The following is a 20,545-nucleotide window of genomic DNA, read 5'->3' as shown; positions in this document are numbered from 1 at the left end:
AGTAAAGAGGGCGAGAGCCCGGCGCGTTCAGCAAATTTCCAAGCGAGTTCCCTTCATGAAGAGCCAACCCGATGCCGCCAGCCGTATGGTGGCCGAGGTAGTGACGCAGTTGCCTGTGCCCTCGCGGCTCGGCATGCTGCGTTTCGAGCGCCTGAATGAAGCCAGCTGGGCGATGCTGTTTCTCGATCCCAACTGTGAACGCCAGTTCGGCCAGCCTGCCGTCGAACTCTGCGCTTTGGTCGGTTCACCCTACGCCAGCCTGATGGAGCCCGAAGCGCGCTATCAGTTGCACGATGCGATCCAGCAACAACTGCGCGACAGCCCGCATTATCTGGTGCGCTATACCCTGCACACCGCCGCCGGGGCGCTGAGCATTCTTGAACTGGGTGAAGCCTACAAACAGCACAACCGTCACCTGCTGCGCGGTTACCTGCTGGCGGTCGATGATGTGTTCGACGAAGCGCCGACGCTGCCGTCCGTCGACCTGGAAACCCAGAACTCGCGCCTGCAAATCGCCCTTGAACTCAATCAGCGTGCCCAGCAGGAACAACTGCAGCATCTGGAGCGGGTGCGCGCCCAGCAGGACCTGATCCTGTTGCTGGCCCGCCAGCGCTACAGCAGCCAGAACTCCCTGCAAGAAGCCGCCGAGCTGATTACCCGCTGCGCCTGCGATATCTATGAAATCGACTGCGCCAGCCTGTGGAACCTCGAAGGCCAGAAGCTGGTACCGATTTCCGCCTACCACCGCGCCACCCAGGAATACATTCTGCCGGAGGTGATCGACGTCAGCGGCTTCCCCGATTACATGGACGCCCTGCACGGCAGCCGCGCCATCGACGCGCACAACGCGATGCGCGACCCACGTACCCGGGAAATGGCCGAAGCCCTGCGTCCGCGTGACGTCAACGCCATGCTCGACGCCAGCATCCGTGTCGACGGCCAGGTGGTCGGCGTGCTGTGCCTGGAGCAGACCGGCGTCACCCGCGCCTGGCAGTCCGACGAAATCGCCTTTGCCGGTGAACTGGCCGACCAGTTCGCCCAGGTCATCAACAATCACAACCGCCGTACCGCCACCAGCGCCCTGCATCTGTTCCAGCGTGCGGTCGAGCAAAGTGCCAACGCCTTTTTGCTGGTCAATTGCGACGGCGTGGTCGAATACGTCAACCCGAGCTTCACCGCCATCACCCAGTACACCACCGAGGAAGTCCACGGCCAGCGCCTGTCAGAGCTGCCGGCCCTGGAAAACCTCAGCGAGCTGTTGTTCGACGCACCCTCGGCGCTGGCCAAGAGCAACAGCTGGCAGGGCGAATTCAAGAGCCGCCGCAAAAACCTCGAACCCTACTGGGGCCAGTTGTCGATTTCCAAGGTCTACGGCGACAACCGTGAGCTGACGCACTACATCGGCATCTACGAAGACATCACCCAGACCAAACTGGCGCAGCAGCGCATCGAGCGTCTGGCCTACACCGACAACCTGACCAACCTCGGCAACCGGCCTGCATTTATCCGCAATCTGGATGAGCGCTTCGCCCGAGACAGCGATACCCCGATCAGCCTGCTGCTGGTGGACATCGACAACTTCAAGCGGATCAACGACAGCCTCGGCCACCAGACCGGCGACAAACTGTTGATCAGCCTGGCCCGGCGTCTGCGCAACAGCCTGAGCCCGAGCGGTAGTCTGGCGCGGTTCGCCAGTAACGAATTCGCGGTGTTGCTCGACAACACCGACCTTGAGGCCGGCCAACAGATCGCCAGCCAGTTGCTGCTGACCCTCGACAAACCGATGTTCGTCGACAACCAGTTGATCAGCGTCACCGGTTCCGTGGGCCTGGCCTGCGCGCCGCTGCACGGCCGCGACCCGCAGACCCTGATGCGCAACGCCGGCCTCGCCCTGCACAAGGCCAAGGCCAACGGCAAACATCAGGTGCAGGTGTTCACCGAGGCGCTGAACGCCGAGGCCAGCTACAAGCTGTTCGTCGAGAACAACCTGCGCCGCGCCCTGACCCAGAACGAGCTGGACGTGTTCTACCAGCCGAAGCTGTGCCTGCGCAGCGGCCGGTTGCTGGGCATGGAAGCGCTGCTGCGCTGGAACCACCCGGAACGCGGCATGATCCGCCCGGACCAGTTCATCAGCGTGGCCGAGGAAACCGGCCTGATCATTCCGATCGGCAAGTGGATCGCCCGCCAGGCCTGCCGCATGAGCAAAGCGCTGACCGCTGCGGGCATGGGCAACCTGCAAGTGGCGATCAACCTGTCGCCCAAACAGTTTTCCGACCCGGATCTGGTGGCTTCCATCGCCAACATCCTCAAGGAAGAAGCGCTGCCGGCCAATCTGCTGGAGCTGGAGCTGACCGAAGGCCTGCTGCTGGAAGCCACCGAAGACACCCACTTGCAGCTCGACCAGCTCAAGCGCCTGGGCCTGACCCTGGCCATGGACGACTTCGGCACCGGTTACTCGTCGCTCAGCTACCTGAAAAAATTCCCGATCGACATCATCAAGATCGATCGCAGCTTCATCCACGAAATCCCGGACAACCAGGACGACATGGAAATCACCTCCGCCGTGATCGCCATGGCCCACAACCTGAAACTCAAGGTCGTGGCCGAAGGCATCGAGACCGCCGAGCAGCTGGCGTTCCTGCGCCGTCACCGCTGCGACGTCGGCCAGGGTTACCTGTTCGACCGGCCGATTCCGGGCGGCGAGCTGATTCAGGCGCTCAAGCGCTACCCGCGCGGCCCTCTCCCTCTGTAAACCACAACCAAAGTACCCGCACATTTTGACTAGTGATTAACTGGGCATCATTGGGCACACTGGTGGTCTGTGTATTGACATCCCATCCTGACTGAGAGGAACGATCATGGTTCTGCGCTCGGAAATTCTGGTGAACAAAAACGTGCTACCGACTAAAGAACAAGCTCTGCCTGGCCGCGAAACGGCAATGACCCTGCCTGAAAACCATTTCGTCTTCAAAGACACGCCGCTGCTTGGCCCGTTCTTTCAGGACGTCGATTTCGCGATTTTCGGACTGGGCTGTTTCTGGGGTGCGGAACGCCGCTTCTGGCAGCGTGAAGGCGTGGTCAGCACCGTGGTCGGTTACGCCGGCGGTTTCACGCCGAACCCGACCTACGAAGAAGTCTGCTCGGGCCTGACCGGTCATTCGGAAGTGGTGCTGGTGGTTTTCGACAAAGACAAAGTCAGCTACGAAGAGCTGCTGGCAATGTTCTGGGAATTACACAACCCGACGCAGGGCATGCGTCAGGGCAATGACATCGGCACCCAGTACCGTTCGGTAATCTATGCGACCCATCCGGAGCAACTGGATGCGGCGTTGAAGAGCAAAGCCGTTTATCAGGCTGAGCTGTCGAAGGCAGGTCTGGGTGAAATCAGCACCGAGATTGAACAGGCGCCGACCGTTTACTTTGCCGAGACCTATCACCAGCAGTATCTGGCGAAAAATCCGGAAGGCTACTGCGGGATTGGCGGCACGGGCGTTTGCATGCCACCGAGCCTGGCAGGTAACTAAGCCCGCCCTGATCGCTCCCGCGCTTGGCGTGGGAGCGATTGACGGTTGATCAGCTCTCGGCGATCAACCAATCCATCTGCCACCCACCCTGGGTCTGGCCCAGTTTCTTGGACAGCCACGGCAGCAGCTCACGCAATTCTTCCTCCAGCCCCCACGGCGGATTGGCGATCGCCAGCCCGGAACCGTTCAGGCTGTTCGGCGTGTCCAGCGGATGCACCAGCAGCTCGACCCGCAGCAACTTCGGCGCACCGGTGCCGGCCAGATCCTGATAGAAACGACGCAGTGCGCGCTGGTCCTTCACCGGATACCAGATCGCCGCCACGGTTTGGCGCATCCGGCCAATGGCCTCTTTCATCGAGGCTGCACAGCGCTGCATTTCATCGAGCTGTTCGAACGGCGGATCAATCAGCATCACCGCGCGCTTCTCCTGCACCGGCAACATCGCGCGGGCGACATGCCAGCCCTCGCCCAGATGCACTTTGACCCGACGATCGCCGGCCATGTTGTCCTTGAGCAGGACGCCGTCTTCGGGGTGCTTCTCATTGAGCATCACCCGATCCTGCGGCCGGGTCAGACGCCGCGCCAGCTCCGGCGACCCCGGGTAATAGCGCAACTGGCCGTCCGGGTTCATCTCGTGCAGCACTTTCATGTAATCGGCGGTCAGCGCCGGCAGATCCGGCTGGTCCCACAAGCGCGCGATGCCTTCCAGGTACTCGCCGGTACGGTTGGCCTGATCGCCCTGCAAGTCATACAGACCGATGCCGGCGTGGCTGTCGAGATAGGCAAACGGCTGCTCCTTGCGCGACATCAGGGCGATGAGGCGGGTCAAGGTCAGGTGTTTGAACACATCGGCGTGATTGCCGGCATGGAAGGCGTGACGATAATTCATGGCTGCTCCTGCGAGGGCCGTGAAGTTTACCTTTTACCGGGCGGCAAGTCAGGGGTTGGGGGCTGAGTGGGCGTTTGTTCCCACGCAGAGCGTGGGAACGATCGAGTCAGGACGGTATGGCGCGTAGGCGCTTGCCAATCACATCCAACACATCGCAGCCATCACGCAGCGGAATCACGCAGAGCTGGGCGAAGTCGCTGAGGATGACCGAGTCGCACTCGACCGAGCCGCGCATGCACATGTTTTCCAGGACCTGGATGACCGCGCGGATGCGGTAGTTGGCGGCGTCCATCAGGATGTCGAGCGGGGCGTGGGTGTCGATGAACAGGGTGGGCATGTCGTTGCAGTTGCTGGTCAGCGCCATGAGGCGGTTGTTGGGGTGGGGGATTAAGGGTTCGTACGGTGGATCGGGTTTTAACGTCGACATATTGTTTGCACCTCGGCAGGTTAAGTGAGGCTGCCAACGACCTTCCTACAGGTTTGGGTGGCAGCTGTACACGAGAGTAGGAAACTGAGGAACCCACCAAACTCAGCTACGCCGAAGCGTTCCCGCGCACAGCCGCCGCGAACGATGTTATGGACACACTTAAGTGCCGCAATCAAAGGACAGAGCTAATGCACGGTGAGTTTTCCAAGGGTTCCTACACCCTGTCACCACTCTCGCAGTGACAGCCAAAAGACTATCCCCGCACCACCGCCCCCACCAGTTCACGCAAACCGCCACAACTCGCAGGAAACGTCCGAAGCCCTTGCCCGGAAATTTCACTCTGATTCGTCCCGCAAGTAGTCCAGCAATGCCGAAGCCGACGATTCGTCCGACGCCGAAACCGCAAAAAACCTGACAACCTTGCAGCGCAGGACATCGGCGGGAAACGCCTCGAACAACGCCGTCTGTTCCTCGCTCAACCACTGCAAGGCATTGTTGATCCGGGCATCACCACCGAATTGCGCCAGCAGTTTTTCCGGCACCGACCACCAAGGAAACTTCTGACCCGAGGCCTGCGCCCTGCCCCCGATCTCGACGGCCTGACCGTTGATCAACCCTCGCGAGAGGACCGGTAGAAGTTGCCCGACCTCCACCTCAGGCGACTCAAGGATCGGCAACAAATACCGCCCATCCCAAAACCGAAAGAACACCGCTTCCCCGTCCGGCATCAGTACCTGAGTCAAACTGCGAAAATGCTCGACCACCGCCTCAAGCCCCGCCGAAGAGACCGCCAGCCAACCCCAGTCGCGAGACTCGGTGGTCGCGACCCAATCCAGAAACTCACTGCCCGCGTCGACGATTCCCACGTAGGGCATCACCGCATCCCACTCGGCATAGATCGTTTCCGCCCAGACCGGTTTCGGCATCTGCGCATTCGAAGGCCAGACTTTCAGCGGTTCTACCTCACTGGCGCTGCTGAAAATCGCGAACAACTGCTCCGACGGTTTCAGCGACTCATTCTTCAACCATTGATCAGGCTGCACAAATACCGTCCTTGCAGCGTTCACATTCTTCGCAGAACGGCGCGTCACCTTTAAGGCTCATGATTTGCGCAGCGGTCAGAATCGCTGCCGGTGCCGCCACCAGTTTCTCCGGCAACCCCGGCACGGTCGGCGCGGCGCTCATCGCCGCCATCAGCGCACCACCCACCACAATCGGCACGCTGCTGAAGATCCCGCCGGGGCCGATGTTGATCCACTGCCCGCCCGCCTGAATCGTTGCGCTCGCCCCGCCGTCGATCACCACTTGCTGACCGGCGCTGACGTGGAATTGCGCACTGGCGTTGATCGCCTGATTGCTCACGCGGATGTGCCGGTCACCGGTCACCGTAAGATGGTCGTCCTGCTTCACTTCGGTCTGGCGCTGGCCGTGGGTGATGCGCTGCTCATCGGCTTTCAGTTCATGTTTAGCAAGGCCAGTGACGACGACGCTGCGCTGGTTGTCGACCTGAACTTGCTGATCATTCAATACATGCTGCGTCCAGTTTCGCTGGGCGCGCAGGTAGATTTCCTCGGCGCCTTTGCGATCTTCGATGCGCAATTCGTTGTAGCCCCCGCCGCCGGGACTACTCTGGCTACGGAAAATGCTGCGGGTCTTGTCGGCCGGCAAATCGAGCGGTACCGGCGTCGCCGCGTTCGGCAGGCAACCCATGACTAATGGTTTATCGGCATCCGAATCGATGAACCCCACCAGCACTTCCATGCCGACCCGTGGAATCAGCACGCTGCCATAGCGGTCATGAGCCCAACCACTGGCGACCCGCAGCCAGCAACTGGAATGCTCGTTGAGTTCGCCGTCGCGATCCCAGGCCAGTTGCACCTTGACCCGGCCGTACTCGTCGCAATGGATTTCACTGTCTTTCGGGCCGGTAACCACGGCCGGTTGATAACCAAGCATCCGTGGCTTTTCCGGGCCCATCGGTGGACGGAAGAACACGTCCCACGGCGTGGCGAGAAAGGTATTACGGTAACCCTGGAATTCATCGCCATCGCTGGTGACCGACTCCTCCAGCACTTGCGGCTGTCGTCCATGGTGCTCGACGGCAGTCAGCAGCCAGAGGTCATTCAAGTCCTGGCGTGGATGCTCGGTCAGTTGCAGGAAATGTCCGCTGACCAAGGCAGATTGATCGCTGCGACCCTCAGCCTGACGGTAGTCGGCGACATGCCGCTCAAGCGTGCGCTGGGCCAGTTGCTTGCCGGTTTCGCGCTCGGTGAACTGGCCGGGAAAGTGATAATCCTCCAGCACCGGGCGCTGTTCGCTTTCGGCGCGACTTTGCAGCGCCAGCCGGGGTTTGGTGAAGTCGTAATCACGCCGGGTGACTACGCTGGTGCGGGTTTCAACACGTACCGTGAAACGCTTGATCGCCGGGGCCGATGCAGCCATGCCGCTGCCCGGGAGGTACAGCGTCGGTTCGGCCAGACGCGGGAACACCGTTTGATCGTCGCCGAACACCAACAAATGCCCGTCAGGACTGTGCTGAAAGTGGAAATGAATGCCGACTTCGGCACACAGGCGCTGAATGAACACCAGATCACTTTCGGCGTACTGCACACAATATTCACGGGGCGGGTAATCGCTACCGAGGCGAAATTCGAAGGCATCGCGCAGGATCGCGTGATCCTTGAGGATCTGCGTCACGATCTGCGGCACGCTTTGATGCTGGAAGATCCGCTGATTGATCCGGTGGCCGAGATAGGCCAGACGCGGAACAAGGCTGACGTGGTAGCGGGTCAGACGCTTGCCGGAATCCGCCTGCCCGACCCGATAGATCTGACCGTGAATACCGGAACCGTCTTCATCAAAACTCAGAAACGCCTGACAGTGCAGCAGGTTTTCAAGCTCCAGGTCCGGCCGCTCGCTGACCAGTTCCAGGTCAAAGCGAAAGGGTTGGCTGATGGCTTCCTTGCCCGTGAACTCAAGGACTTTGAGATCAAACTGGGCGCCTTCGACGGTCAACGTGAAACGCGGTTGATTGGCAGGCGCGAACATCCGATGTCTCTCTGCAGAATGAGGGCGGGCGATTCTGCATGAGGGGCAAGGGGTGCAGGATGGGTGACCGGAAAATCAGATTTTCCCTACTTCAAATTTCGATCTCCCCTTCAATAATCGGCGTATTCGACTACAGACTTTTCCTTCAGGGAAAACGCAGGCAAAAAAAACGGCCCGCTTCCTATAGGAATCGGGCCGTTCTTTTGTGAGCCTCAGCTCATTCCCATCACTTGTTCAGATGGAAATCCTTCTCGGCCGCTTCAAAGCGCTGAACCATGCCGCTGCTCGGCTGGCCCAGCAGGCTGACGAAGTAGATCGCCAGGCTGGCGAAGATGAAGCCCGGGATGATTTCGTACAGGCCCAGCACTTCGAAATGCTTCCACACGATCACGGTGATCGCGCCGACCAGGATGCCGGCCAATGCGCCGTTGCGGGTCATCTTTTTCCAGATCACCGAGATCAGCACGACCGGACCGAAGGCTGCACCGAAACCGGCCCAGGCGTAGGACACCAGGCCCAGCACGCGGTTTTCCGGGTTGGCGGCCATCGCGATAGCGATCAGTGCAACCAGCAACACCATGGCGCGGCCGACCCATACCAGCTCGACTTGCGAGGCGGATTTACGCAGGAAGGTTTTGTAGAAGTCTTCGGTCAGGGCGCTGGAGCACACCAGCAACTGGCAGCTCAGGGTGCTCATCACCGCCGCCAGAATGGCCGACAGCAGGACACCGGCAATCCACGGGTTGAAGAGGATCTTCGCCAGTTCGATGAACACACGCTCGTGGTTCTCGCTCACGGGCATTGCCACGTCCGGGTTGGCCGAGAAGTAAGCGATACCGAAGAAGCCCACAGCCACGGTGCCGCCCAGGCACAGGATCATCCAGGTCATGGAGATGCGGCGGGCGTTGGCGATGGATTTCACCGAGTCAGCGGCCATGAAGCGCGCCAGGATGTGCGGCTGACCGAAGTAACCCAGGCCCCAGCCCATCAGCGAAATGATGCCGATGAAAGTGGTGCCTTTAAGCATGTCGAAGTTGCCAGGATCGTTGGCTTCGATGGCCAGGAACGTGGTGTCCACGCCGCCGGTGGCCAGCAGCACGATGATCGGCGTCAGGATCAGCGCGAAGATCATCAGGGTGGCTTGCACGGTGTCGGTCCAGCTTACCGCGAGGAAACCGCCGACGAAGGTGTAGGCAATCGTCGCCGCAGCACCGGCCCACAGCGCGGTCTCGTAGGACATGCCGAAGGTGCTTTCGAACAGACGGGCACCGGCCACGATGCCGGAAGCGCAGTAGATGGTGAAGAACACCAGAATCACCACCGCCGAAATGATCCGCAGCAGGCCGCTTTTGTCTTCGAAACGGCTGGCAAAGTAGTCCGGCAGGGTCAGCGCATCACCGTTGTGTTCGGTTTGAACACGCAGACGACCGGCGACGAACAGCCAGTTCAGGTAGGCACCGACGATCAGGCCGATGGCGATCCAGCTTTCGGACAGGCCGGACATGTAGATGGCGCCCGGCAGGCCCATCAGCAACCAGCCGCTCATGTCGGAAGCGCCGGCGGACAATGCGGTCACCACGCTGCCCAGGCTGCGGCCGCCCAGAATGTAGTCGGAAAGGTTGTTGGTGGAGCGATAGGCCATGAAGCCGATCAGCACCATTGCTGCGATGTAGATCACGAACGTGATCAGGGTTGGATTGCTTGCGCTCATTACGTACGTGCCCTGGCTTTGTTTTTATGTAGCGGCGGCGGTTGCACCGTTTGCAGACTGACGTCTGACAGACGATTCGCACGGCCGCGCATTTATGACCAATGTTTCCCCAGGAAAGCCATTGGCCGGTACACCGGGTTCCCCGGTTGCACCTTTGGCGCGAATCCTATGCAACAAAGCAAAACAGGTGCAACCAGTTTCTTGAGAATTAGTTGCACCTACGTCGTTTTTTCGACTGCAAACCGCCTATTTTGCACTGTTCCGGCGCAGTGACACCCCTCCATCTGCCTTGAAAGCACCTATCTAGAGCGGTCATCGCGAAGCTGAAATTTATTCCTGACAAATTGCCGAATATTCCGACAAAAAAAGGGTTGCACCCGGTTGCACCTCTGCAAGCTCACGGCTAATCTTGCCGCCAGCTGTTGTCGCGCAACTGCGGCACCTATGAGGATAAAAATATGGCTACCACCACCCTTGGGGTCAAACTCGATGACCCGACCCGCGAGCGCCTGAAGGCCGCCGCAACCTCGATTGATCGCACGCCGCACTGGCTGATCAAGCAGGCAATTTTCAATTACCTGGAAAAACTCGAGGGTGGTGCAACCCTGACCGAGCTGAACGGTTTGACCGCCAAGGACGCCGATGAGGCAGGCGAAGTCCACACCGATCACGCTCACCAATGCTTCCTCGAATTTGCCGAAAGCATCCTGCCGCAATCGGTGCTGCGCGCCTCGATCACCGCCGCTTACCGTCGCCCTGAGCCGGAAGTGGTACCGATGCTGATCGAGCAGGCTCGCCTGCCGGCGCCGATGGCCGAAGCCACCAACAAGCTCGCCGCCTCCATCGCGGAAAAACTGCGTAACCAGAAGAGTGCCGGCGGTCGTGCAGGCATTGTTCAGGGTCTGCTGCAGGAATTTTCCCTGTCGTCCCAGGAAGGCGTGGCGCTGATGTGCCTGGCCGAAGCGCTGCTGCGTATCCCGGACAAAGGCACTCGCGATGCACTGATCCGCGACAAGATCAGCACCGGCAACTGGCAGCCGCATCTGGGCAACAGCCCGTCGCTGTTCGTCAACGCGGCGACCTGGGGTCTGCTGCTGACCGGCAAACTGGTGTCGACCCACAATGAAGCCGGCCTGACTTCGTCCCTGAGCCGCATCATCGGCAAGAGCGGCGAGCCGATGATCCGCAAGGGCGTCGACATGGCCATGCGCCTGATGGGCGAGCAGTTCGTGACCGGCGAAACCATCGCCGAAGCCCTGGCCAACGCGAGCAAGTTCGAAGCCAAGGGTTTCCGCTATTCCTACGACATGCTTGGTGAAGCAGCGCTGACCGAACACGACGCCCAGAAGTACCTGGCCTCGTACGAACAAGCTATTCACTCGATCGGCAAAGCCTCTCACGGCCGTGGGATTTATGAAGGCCCGGGCATCTCGATCAAACTGTCGGCCCTGCACCCGCGTTACAGCCGCGCCCAGTACGAGCGCGTGATGGATGAGCTGTATCCGCGCCTGCTGTCGCTGACCCTGCTGGCCAAGCAATACGACATCGGCCTGAACATCGACGCCGAAGAAGCCGACCGCCTGGAGCTGTCGCTGGATCTGCTCGAGCGCCTGTGCTTCGAGCCGCAACTGACGGGCTGGAACGGCATCGGCTTCGTGATCCAGGCCTACCAGAAGCGTTGCCCGTATGTGATCGACTACGTGATCGACCTGGCTCGCCGCAGCCGTCATCGCCTGATGATCCGTCTGGTGAAAGGCGCGTACTGGGACAGCGAAATCAAGCGCGCCCAGGTCGAAGGTCTGGAAGGCTATCCGGTCTACACCCGCAAGGTGTACACCGACGTTTCCTACATCGCTTGCGCACGCAAACTGCTGTCGGTGCCGGAAGTCATCTACCCGCAGTTCGCCACGCACAACGCCCACACCCTGTCGGCGATTTATCACATTGCCGGTCAGAACTATTACCCGGGCCAGTACGAATTCCAGTGCCTGCACGGCATGGGCGAACCGCTCTACGAGCAAGTTGTAGGCAAAGTTTCCGAAGGCAAGCTGAACCGTCCGTGCCGCGTGTACGCTCCGGTCGGCACCCATGAAACCCTGCTGGCGTACCTCGTACGTCGTCTGCTGGAAAACGGCGCCAACACTTCGTTCGTCAACCGCATCGCCGACCAGTCGATTTCGATTCAGGAACTGGTGGCCGATCCAGTTGCGCAGATCGAGCAAATGGCGACCGTGGAAGGTGGTTTCGGCCTGCCGCACCCGCGCATTCCGCTGCCGCGTGACCTGTACGGTTCCGAGCGCGCCAACTCCAGCGGCATCGACATGGCCAACGAACATCGTCTGGCATCGCTGTCCTGCGCCCTGCTGGCGACCGCGCACAACCACTGGAAAGCCGCACCGATGCTCGGTTGCGCCTCCAGCAACGAAGCGCCGGCACCAGTCCTGAACCCTTCCGATCTGCGTGACGTGGTCGGCCACGTGCAGGAAGCCACTGTCGAAGACGTCGACAACGCCATTCAATGCGCCCTGAACGCTGCACCGATCTGGCAGGCCACCCCGCCGGCCGAACGCGCCGCGATTCTGGAACGCGCCGCCGACTTGATGGAAGGCGAGATTCAGCCGCTGATGGGCCTGCTGGCTCGCGAAGCCGGCAAGACCTTCGCCAACGCCATCGCCGAAGTCCGCGAAGCCGTCGACTTCCTGCGCTATTACGCAGTGCAGGCACGCAACGATTTCAGCAACGACGCCCACCGCCCACTGGGCCCAGTGGTCTGCATCAGCCCGTGGAACTTCCCGCTGGCGATCTTCAGCGGCCAGGTCGCTGCAGCACTGGCCGCCGGTAACCCGGTTCTGGCCAAACCGGCCGAACAGACGCCGCTGGTCGCCGCACAAGCCGTACGCCTGCTGCTCGAAGCCGGGATCCCGGAAGGCGTGCTGCAACTGCTGCCGGGGCGCGGTGAAACCGTCGGCGCTGGTCTGGTGGGCGATGAGCGCGTCAAAGGCGTGATGTTCACCGGTTCCACCGAAGTCGCGCGTCTGCTGCAACGCAACATCGCCGGTCGCCTCGACAACCAGGGCCGTCCGATTCCGCTGATCGCCGAAACCGGCGGCCAGAACGCGATGATCGTCGACTCTTCGGCACTGACCGAACAGGTGGTGATCGACGTAGTTTCGTCGGCCTTCGACAGCGCTGGTCAGCGTTGCTCGGCTCTGCGTGTGCTGTGCTTGCAGGAAGATTCCGCTGATCGCGTCATCGAAATGCTCAAGGGTGCGATGGCTGAAAGCCGTCTCGGCAACCCGGAGCGCCTGTCCGTGGACATCGGCCCGGTGATCGACGCCGAAGCCAAGGCCGGCATCGAGAAGCACATCCAGGGCATGCGCGACAAAGGTCGCAACGTGTACCAGGTGGCCATCGCCGATGCCGAGGAAGTCAAACGCGGCACCTTCGTCATGCCGACCCTGATCGAACTGGAAAGCTTCGACGAGCTGCAACGCGAGATCTTCGGCCCGGTGCTGCACGTGGTGCGCTACAAGCGTAAAGAGATCGACCAGTTGATCGCCCAGATCAACGCCTCCGGTTACGGCCTGACCCTCGGCGTGCACACCCGCATCGACGAGACCATCGCCAAGGTGATCGACAACGTCAACGCCGGTAACGTCTACGTCAACCGCAACATCGTGGGTGCCGTGGTCGGCGTCCAGCCGTTCGGTGGCGAAGGCCTGTCGGGTACCGGTCCGAAGGCCGGTGGCCCGCTGTACCTGTACCGCTTGCTGTCGACGCGTCCTACCGATGCCATCGAACAATCCTTCGCTCGCGGAGATGCTGCCGTGGCACCGGACGTTCGTCTGCGCGATGCCCTGAGCAAACCGCTGGTCGCCCTGAAAGCCTGGGCCGACAGCAACAAGTTCGCCGACCTGAGCACTCTGTGCGTGCAATACGCAGCCCAGTCGCAAAGCGGTATCACCCGCGTACTGGCCGGCCCGACCGGCGAGAAGAACAGCTACGCGATCCTGCCGCGCGAGCACGTGCTGTGCCTGGCGGACATCGAAGGTGACCTGCTGACTCAACTCGCGGCAGTACTGGCAGTGGGCGGTTCGGCGGTCTGGCCGGAATCCGACACCAGCAAGGCATTGTTCGCACGCCTGCCGAAGGAGATTCAGGCGCGGATCAAACTGGTTTCCGACTGGAACAAGGACGACGTGGTGTTCGATGCAGTTCTGCATCACGGCCACTCCGACCAGTTGCGCGCGGTCTGCCAGCAGATCGCCAAGCGTGCCGGCGCCATCGTCGGGGTTCAGGGCCTGTCCCAGGGCGAGACCAACATTGCGCTGGAGCGCCTGGTGATCGAGCGCGCGTTGAGCGTCAACACCGCAGCGGCGGGCGGCAACGCCAGCCTGATGACCATCGGTTAATCGCCGACTCTGTCAGCAACATAAAAATGGGCGCCCTCACCGGCGCCCATTTTTTTGGCCTCTCCATCACCGTTATCAATCTTCCTGTTCAGCCTTTATTCGCACGCCTAGACTCGGTCCATTCCAAAAAAAGGTAGGCCGCCATGTCCGAGACGCTGCTCAGTTCCCGCAATCTGGCTTTCGAGCTGTACGAAGTCCTCGATGCCGAGGGCCTGACCCGGCGCGAGCGGTTTGCCGAGCACAATCGCGAAACCTTCGATGCCGCCATCGGCACGGCGCGTAACATCGCCGAGAAGTACTTCGCACCGCACAACCGCAAGGGCGACGAGAACGAGCCGCGCTACGAGAACGGTCAGGCGATTCTGATTCCCGAAGTGAAACCGGCGGTGGATGCCTTCCTCGAAGCCGGATTCCTCAACGCGGCGCGCAGTTTCGACGCCGGCGGCATGCAACTTCCTACACTGCTGTCCCAGGCCTGCTTCGCTCACTTTCAGTCGGCCAACGCGGCGTCGACCTCGTACCCGTTCCTGACCATGGGCGCGGCCAACCTGATCGAAAGCTTCGGCACCGAAGAGCAGAAGCAGCGCTTCCTGCAACCGATGATCGATGGCCGTTTCTTCGGCACCATGGCCCTGACCGAACCCCATGCCGGTTCGTCGCTGTCGGATATTCGTACCCGCGCCGAACCAGCGTCCGACGGCACTTATCGCCTGAAGGGCAACAAGATCTTCATCTCCGGCGGCGATCACCCGCTCTCGGAAAACATCGTGCACATGGTGCTGGCCAAACTGCCGGACGCGCCGGCCGGGGTGAAGGGGATTTCGCTGTTCATCGTGCCCAAGTTTCTGGTCAACGATGACGGCAGTCTCGGCAAACGCAACGACGTGTTGCTGGCCGGGCTGTTCCACAAGATGGGCTGGCGCGGCACCACGTCCACGGCACTGAATTTCGGCGATAACGGCGAGTGTGTCGGCTATCTGGTGGGCAAGCCGCATCACGGCTTGAGCTACATGTTCCAGATGATGAACGAGGCGCGGATTGGCGTCGGCATGGGCGCGGTGATGCTCGGTTACGCCGGCTATTTGTACTCGCTGGAATACGCTCGCGAACGTCCGCAGGGCCGAGTGCCGGACAGCAAGGACCCGACGACGGCGCCGGTGGCGATCATTCAGCACGCGGACGTCAGACGCATGCTGCTGACGCAGAAATCCTACGTCGAAGGTGCGTTCGATCTCGGCCTGTACGCGGCGCGGCTGTTTGATGACACCACCACGCTGGAAACCGAAGCCGAGCGCAAACAGGCGCATGAACTGTTGGACTTGCTGACGCCAATCGTCAAATCCTGGCCATCGGAGTTCTGCCTCAAGGCCAACGAACTGGCGATCCAGATTCTCGGCGGCCACGGTTACACCCGCGAATACCCGGTGGAGCAGTATTACCGCGACAACCGCCTTAACCCGATCCATGAAGGCACCCACGGCATTCAGTCGCTCGACTTGCTGGGACGTAAACTGGCGCAGAACGGTGGCGCCGGGCTCAAGCAACTGATCCGCCTGATTGCCGACACGGCCGAACGCGCGGTGGCGTACGAATCGTTGACCGCATTGCGTGAGCCGCTGGAGAAACTGGTCGCACGCCTGCAGAGCGTGACCATCGGCCTGCTGACGGATCTGGCCCAGGGCAAGGTCAACAGCAGCCTGGCGAATTCGGCGCTGTACCTGAAAGTGTTCGGGCACACGGTGATTGGCTGGCGCTGGCTGGAGCAGGCGATTCGCGCCGAGGAAGGGTTGACCAAGGGGAATGTGGCGGATGCCGACTTCTATAAGGGCAAGTTGCAGGCGGCGCGGTATTTCCTGACGTGGGAAGTGCCGGGCTGCCATCATGAGCTGGCGTTGCTGGAGGCTCGGGATGATACGTGCCTTGCAATGCAGGACGCGTGGTTCTGACCCGTTGATGATCGTTCCCACGCGTTGCGCGGGAACGATCAACTAATCAGGTAAGTTTGAACCCACCCATCTGCCGCGCCAGATCATCCGCCAGCCGCTGCAGCATCTGACAATCCTCACGACAAGCCCGAACCTCCCCCGCCGTCGCCCGGGCCAGATCGGAAATTCCCTGCACGTTGCGGTTGATCTCCTCGGTCACCGCCGACTGTTCCTCTGTCGCCGTCGCCACCTGATGGTTCATGTCGCTGATGCGCTCGACCTGCCCGGTAATCGCGGTCAGCGACGCACCGGTACGCTGACTCGATTCAACGCCAGTCCCCGTTGCGGCCTGCCCGGTACGCATCGAAGACACCGCGTTCTCCGCCCCCTGCTTGAGGCTGCCGATCATTTGCTGGATCTCGTCAGTGGATGCCTGGGTGCGGCGCGCCAGCGTCCGCACCTCATCAGCCACTACCGCAAAACCACGCCCCATGTCCCCGGCCCGCGCCGCTTCAATCGCCGCGTTCAATGCCAACAGATTGGTCTGCTCGGAAACGCCGCGAATCACCGCCAGCACTTGATCGATCGACGCCACCTGATGCGCCAGCTCACCCACCGCGCCGGCCGCGACGCCGATTTCATCGGACATGCTTTCTATATGGCGAATCGAGCCGCCGACCACTTCGCGCGCCTGCATCGCTTCATCGCGAGCGGTTTGCGAGGCGAGCGCGGCGTTGCCGGCGTTCTGGGCGATTTCCTGCACGGTCAGGCCCATTTCGTGGACGGCGGTGGCAACCATGTCGGTCATTTCCTGCTGGCGGCCGGAGCGCTCGGCGGTGTTATCCACAACCCTGGCCACCTGACCCACAGCGACACGCAAACGCTCACTGGTGGTCAACACCTCGGCGATCATCCCGCGCTGGCTGTCGAGGAAGCGGTTGAAGCCCCGAGCGAGGTCGCCCAGCTCATCGGCGCGGCTGGAATCTAACCGATGGGTCAAATCTCCACCACCGCTACCGATTGCTACCAGCGCAGCTGTTACCTGACGAATCGGTCGCACCAATCCCTGAGCCAGCCAGATCACCAGCGCCAGGCAAACCAGCGCCACCGCCAGACCGATGCCGCTGCTCATCCACATCGCGCGGCGGGCTTCAGCGTAGATCTGTGACTGCGGCACTTCGGCCACCAGAGTCCAACCGAGGTCACGCAAAGGCAGGCTGAAGGCGAGGAAGTCTTCGCCGTCACGCTGGAAGCTGCTGTTGGCCGCCACTTTATGGCCCATGACCGCTTGTGCCGCGCTTGCGCCGATCTGCTCCGTAAGCGTGCGCTTGCCGCTGAATTGCGCCTCGGGATGGACCTGGATCAAACCGTCGGAACGCACGAGATAGACCTTCCCGCGTTCACCGAAGCTGAAGTTGTGGATCAGCTCGGACAGCTCTTTCATGCTCAGACCTAGCCCCGCAACGCCGACTACTTTGCCGGCCTGCTCGACCTTCAGGTCGATGAACAGCGCCAACTCTCCGGTGGCCCCGTCGTTGTCGATGTTCAGGGTTCGGGGCTGATTGCTGTCCAGGAATGAGTAGAACCACGCATCGGCCGGTTTGGCGCGGCTGAGGGTGCGATCCAGGCCTTTTTCGGTGATGTAGTGATTGGATTCGGTGCCGATGATCAGCGCGGTAAACGCCTTGTGTTCGGCGCGGATGCCTTCCAGATATTGCGCGAAGTCTGCCGTTTTGGCGGAGTCTTCACCTGTGGCCAGCCAGTCGCGGACCATGGTGTTGCTGGCGATGTCTTTGGCGGCAGTGAGGGGTTGAACGAGGATTCGCTCGATGTCGTTGCGCGTCGCTTCGATGCTCGACGGCAACGCCTGCTCGACCAGATAGCTCTGGGCGAGGCGGTTGACCACCAGGGTATAAATGCCAACCACGATCAGGATGCTGACCAGCAGAGCGGTGCCCATGCCGAGGATCAACTGCCATTGAATACTGCGACGCCAGAACTGCATGGAGCACCCCCAAAGAATAAGAGGCTGAAACACTGCAACAGCCGTGCCGATTGTATACAGCGCAATCGACAATCTTACTCTTTGGTTGTGCGCAACCCATCAACCCTGATTGATGGTCTTGGCGATGGTCTCGACCGTGGCGCTGACTTGCTCTTGGTAACGCTCGAGTTCCTGCTGGTGCTGCTTCTTCATTTCAATCTGCTGCGAGCACAGATTCATCGCCGCCAGCACCAGCAGGCGGTCGCCGATCAGCGTCGGGTATTTGCGTTTGGTATCGGCCAGTGCGGCCTTGAGCATCAATGCGGCGTCCAGCAGGGTCTGTTCTTCCCCGGCCGGTGCCTTGATCGAATAGTCCTCCCCCATGATGGAGACGACTTTTACCCCTGCTGTGCCGTGGTTCATGCGCTGACAGGACCTGCGTTGACGCGATCAACCAGGGCCTGGATGCGTGCGGCGGTGGCGCCGTGCTTTTCTTCCTGTTCCATCAGGCTCAGTTGCAGGCTTTCGTTTTCATCCTTGGCCTGGGCCAGTTCCGTGGACAGGGTCTGGTTGGTTTCCGAGAGGGTCTGGTTCTGTTGCACCAGGTCGCTGACGAGCTGTTCCAATTGGCTGAGGGATGCTTCCAACATTTTGATCTTCCAGGGCATTTTCAAAGGGCGCGTACGATAAAGAAAAGTCGTCGTGGATGCCAGGGTTAAACCGGCGCAAGGCCTTGATTTTCCTGGTGGCCGACCGTTCCTGCGAGTGTTAGAGACTGTGATCTGCCGATCTGGTTCCTGCACTTCGTCGCCCGGCCTTCAGTGCGACAAATACGCGCACCGGCTCAAGACTTTAGTCGTATGACCGATAAGTCATCCAACAGCAGTCTCAGCCCGCATGGATGCGGCCCTTCCTGGTATACGCCCCATGTCCCTTCGCAATATGAATATCGCCCCCCGGGCGTTCACCGGTTTTGCCCTGATCGGCGGCCTGATGCTCATTCTCGGTGTGTTCGCCCTGAACCAGATGAGCAAGATCCGCGGCGCCGCCGAAAACATCACCACCACCAGCGTGCCGAGCATCAAGAACCTCGACGAGTTCACTCAGCTGACCCTGCGTCTGCGAGTGCTGTCGTACCGTTTGCTGGTGAACCGCGAGCCGGACATCCAGCAGAAAACCATCGAACTGCTGGAGATGCGCAACCAGCAGATCCGCAAGGCCCAGACCGATTACGAGCCGTTGATCGGCAGCCCGGCCGAGCGTGCGGCCTATGACCAATACGTGCAGTTGCTGGGTCAGTACCGCCAGATCGAAGACCGGATGAAAACCCTGTCGCGCAACAATCAGGTGGATGAACTGCGCAACCTGCTGAACACCCAGTTGCTCGACAACTCCGAAGCGATGAACTCGGTGCTCAACCGTCTGATGCAAATCAACGGCGAGCAGATCAGCACCACCAACCAGCAAGCCGCCGAGCAGTTTTCTTCGGCTTTCAGTCTGGTGGTGACGCTGCTGGTGATCGCGACCGGCCTGACCTTCCTCTTCGCCTGGCTGCTGACCCTGAGCATCACCAAGCCGATCTCCAAAGCGCTGGATGCGGCGGAAACCATCGCCGAAGGCAACCTGACCCAGCCGATCCACGTTGACGGCACCGACGAAGCCGGTCGCCTGCTGGCAGCCATGGCCAAGATGCAATCGAAACTGCGCGACACGCTGCAACGGATTTCCGGCTCGGCCACCCAACTGGCCTCCGCCGCCGAAGAGCTGAACAGCGTCACCGACGAAAGCGCCCGTGGCCTGACCCAGCAAAACAACGAAATCGAACAGGCTGCCACCGCAGTCAACGAGATGACCAGCGCGGTTGAAGAAGTCGCACGCAACGCCGTCAGCACCTCGGAAGCCTCGAAGAACGCCACCACTTCCGCCGGCGACGGCCGTGACCTGGTGCAGGAAACCGTCAGCGCCATCGAGCGCATGAGCGCCGACGTGCAGAGCACCGCGACCCTGATCGGTGATCTGGCCAACGAATCCCGTGACATCGGCAAGGTGCTGGACGTGATTCGCGGCCTGGCCGACCAGACCAACCTGCTGGCACTCAACGCCGCCATCGAAGCGGCCCGTGCCGGTGAAGCCGGTCGCGGTTTTGCCGTGGTGGCGGACGAAGTCCGTGCCCTGGCGCACCGTACTCAGCAGTCGACCAGCGAAATCGAGCGCATGATCGGCAGCATCCAGAGCGGCACCGAGCACGCCGTGGATTCGATGCGCAACAGCACCGAGCGCGCCGAATCGACCCTGAACATCGCCCGTGGCGCTGGTCTGTCGCTGGACACCATCAACACGGCCATCGTCGAAATCAACGAGCGCAACCTGGTAATCGCCAGCGCTGCCGAAGAACAGGCACAGGTTGCACGTGAAGTGGATCGCAACCTGGTGAACATTCGCGATCTGTCGGTGCAATCGGCGACCGGCGCGAATCAGACCAGTGCGGCGAGCAACGAGCTGTCGCGCCTGGCGCTGGATCTGAACAATATGGTTGGGCGGTTCAGCCTGTAACCTTCCGCATGACTGATCGTTCCCACGCCCGTGGGAACGATCTTGCACTCCGCGCAAAAAGCTTTTTGACAG

Annotated in this window: 13 protein-coding genes and 2 pseudogenes; 6 read left to right on the top strand and 9 right to left on the bottom strand. The window is 61.0% G+C overall.

Annotation, left to right across the window (positions count from 1 at the left end):
* Positions 1 to 55 precede the first annotated feature (55 nt).
* Together IF199_RS02425 and msrA are read left to right on the top strand one after the other, a co-directional pair.
* Positions 56 to 2,752 carry a putative bifunctional diguanylate cyclase/phosphodiesterase gene (locus tag IF199_RS02425; protein ID WP_192559600.1) on the top strand — a complete coding sequence of 899 codons (2,697 nt, stop codon included), beginning with the start codon at positions 56 to 58 and terminating at the stop codon, positions 2,750 to 2,752.
* Between the two features lie 106 nt (positions 2,753 to 2,858).
* Complete coding sequence (gene msrA / locus IF199_RS02420; RefSeq protein ID WP_102620170.1) at positions 2,859 to 3,524, top strand: peptide-methionine (S)-S-oxide reductase MsrA; 666 nt, start codon at positions 2,859 to 2,861, stop codon at positions 3,522 to 3,524.
* 49 nt (positions 3,525 to 3,573) lie between these two features.
* Here msrA and IF199_RS02415 read toward each other — a convergent pair whose 3' ends face one another.
* From IF199_RS02415 to putP, 5 genes are all read right to left on the bottom strand, one after another.
* Positions 3,574 to 4,413, bottom strand: coding sequence for a 23S rRNA (adenine(2030)-N(6))-methyltransferase RlmJ (locus tag IF199_RS02415; RefSeq protein ID WP_007952304.1), 840 nt, complete (start codon positions 4,411 to 4,413; stop codon positions 3,574 to 3,576).
* Positions 4,414 to 4,519: 106 nt separating this feature from the next.
* Positions 4,520 to 4,840, bottom strand: coding sequence for a hypothetical protein (locus tag IF199_RS02410; RefSeq protein WP_192559599.1), 321 nt, complete (start codon positions 4,838 to 4,840; stop codon positions 4,520 to 4,522).
* 335 nt (positions 4,841 to 5,175) lie between these two features.
* Positions 5,176 to 5,883 (bottom strand): DUF4123 domain-containing protein, encoded by a 708-nt coding sequence (locus tag IF199_RS02405; protein ID WP_192559598.1) that lies wholly within the window; start codon positions 5,881 to 5,883, stop codon positions 5,176 to 5,178.
* Entirely contained in the window at positions 5,873 to 7,888 is a 2,016-nt protein-coding gene (locus tag IF199_RS02400) for a type VI secretion system Vgr family protein (protein WP_192559597.1), read from the bottom strand. Before IF199_RS02400 ends, IF199_RS02405 begins: the two co-directional genes overlap by 11 nt.
* Before the next feature lie 226 nt (positions 7,889 to 8,114).
* Positions 8,115 to 9,599, bottom strand: a complete 1,485-nt coding sequence (gene putP / locus IF199_RS02395) for a sodium/proline symporter PutP (protein WP_096819880.1) — start codon at positions 9,597 to 9,599, stop codon at positions 8,115 to 8,117.
* 458 nt (positions 9,600 to 10,057) lie between these two features.
* On the opposite strand from putP, the gene putA reads away from it, so the two are divergent.
* Positions 10,058 to 14,011, top strand: a complete 3,954-nt coding sequence (gene putA, locus IF199_RS02390; RefSeq protein ID WP_192559596.1) for a trifunctional transcriptional regulator/proline dehydrogenase/L-glutamate gamma-semialdehyde dehydrogenase — start codon at positions 10,058 to 10,060, stop codon at positions 14,009 to 14,011.
* A gap of 143 nt (positions 14,012 to 14,154) precedes the next feature.
* Entirely contained in the window at positions 14,155 to 15,957 is a 1,803-nt protein-coding gene (locus IF199_RS02385) for an acyl-CoA dehydrogenase (RefSeq protein ID WP_192559595.1), read from the top strand.
* A gap of 46 nt (positions 15,958 to 16,003) precedes the next feature.
* Here IF199_RS02385 and IF199_RS30725 read toward each other — a convergent pair whose 3' ends face one another.
* From IF199_RS30725 to IF199_RS02370, 4 genes and pseudogenes are all read right to left on the bottom strand, one after another.
* Positions 16,004 to 16,735 carry a methyl-accepting chemotaxis protein gene (locus tag IF199_RS30725; RefSeq protein WP_459797306.1) on the bottom strand — a complete coding sequence of 244 codons (732 nt, stop codon included), beginning with the start codon at positions 16,733 to 16,735 and terminating at the stop codon, positions 16,004 to 16,006.
* 135 nt (positions 16,736 to 16,870) lie between these two features.
* Positions 16,871 to 17,896: pseudogene (locus tag IF199_RS30720) on the bottom strand (cache domain-containing protein); the annotation flags it as partial.
* Between the two features lie 144 nt (positions 17,897 to 18,040).
* Entirely contained in the window at positions 18,041 to 18,343 is a 303-nt protein-coding gene (locus IF199_RS02375; RefSeq protein ID WP_096819884.1) for a cell division protein ZapA, read from the bottom strand.
* Positions 18,340 to 18,570 (bottom strand): hypothetical protein, encoded by a 231-nt coding sequence (locus IF199_RS02370; RefSeq protein WP_007952320.1) that lies wholly within the window; start codon positions 18,568 to 18,570, stop codon positions 18,340 to 18,342. The genes IF199_RS02375 and IF199_RS02370 overlap by 4 nt, the downstream gene beginning before the upstream one ends.
* A 247-nt stretch (positions 18,571 to 18,817) precedes the next feature.
* On the opposite strand from IF199_RS02370, the pseudogene IF199_RS30545 reads away from it, so the two are divergent.
* A pseudogene (locus IF199_RS30545) lies at positions 18,818 to 19,570 on the top strand (MCP four helix bundle domain-containing protein); the annotation flags it as partial.
* Positions 19,571 to 19,600: 30 nt separating this feature from the next.
* On the top strand, positions 19,601 to 20,473 hold the full coding sequence (locus tag IF199_RS30540; RefSeq protein WP_371850982.1) for a methyl-accepting chemotaxis protein: 873 nt from the start codon (positions 19,601 to 19,603) through the stop codon (positions 20,471 to 20,473).
* The last annotated feature ends 72 nt before the right edge of the window (positions 20,474 to 20,545 follow it).

The sequence above is a fragment of the Pseudomonas allokribbensis genome, from assembly GCF_014863605.1.
Taxonomy (GTDB): Bacteria; Pseudomonadota; Gammaproteobacteria; order Pseudomonadales; family Pseudomonadaceae; genus Aquipseudomonas; species Aquipseudomonas allokribbensis.
This window is presented reverse-complemented; position numbering and strand designations above follow the sequence as displayed.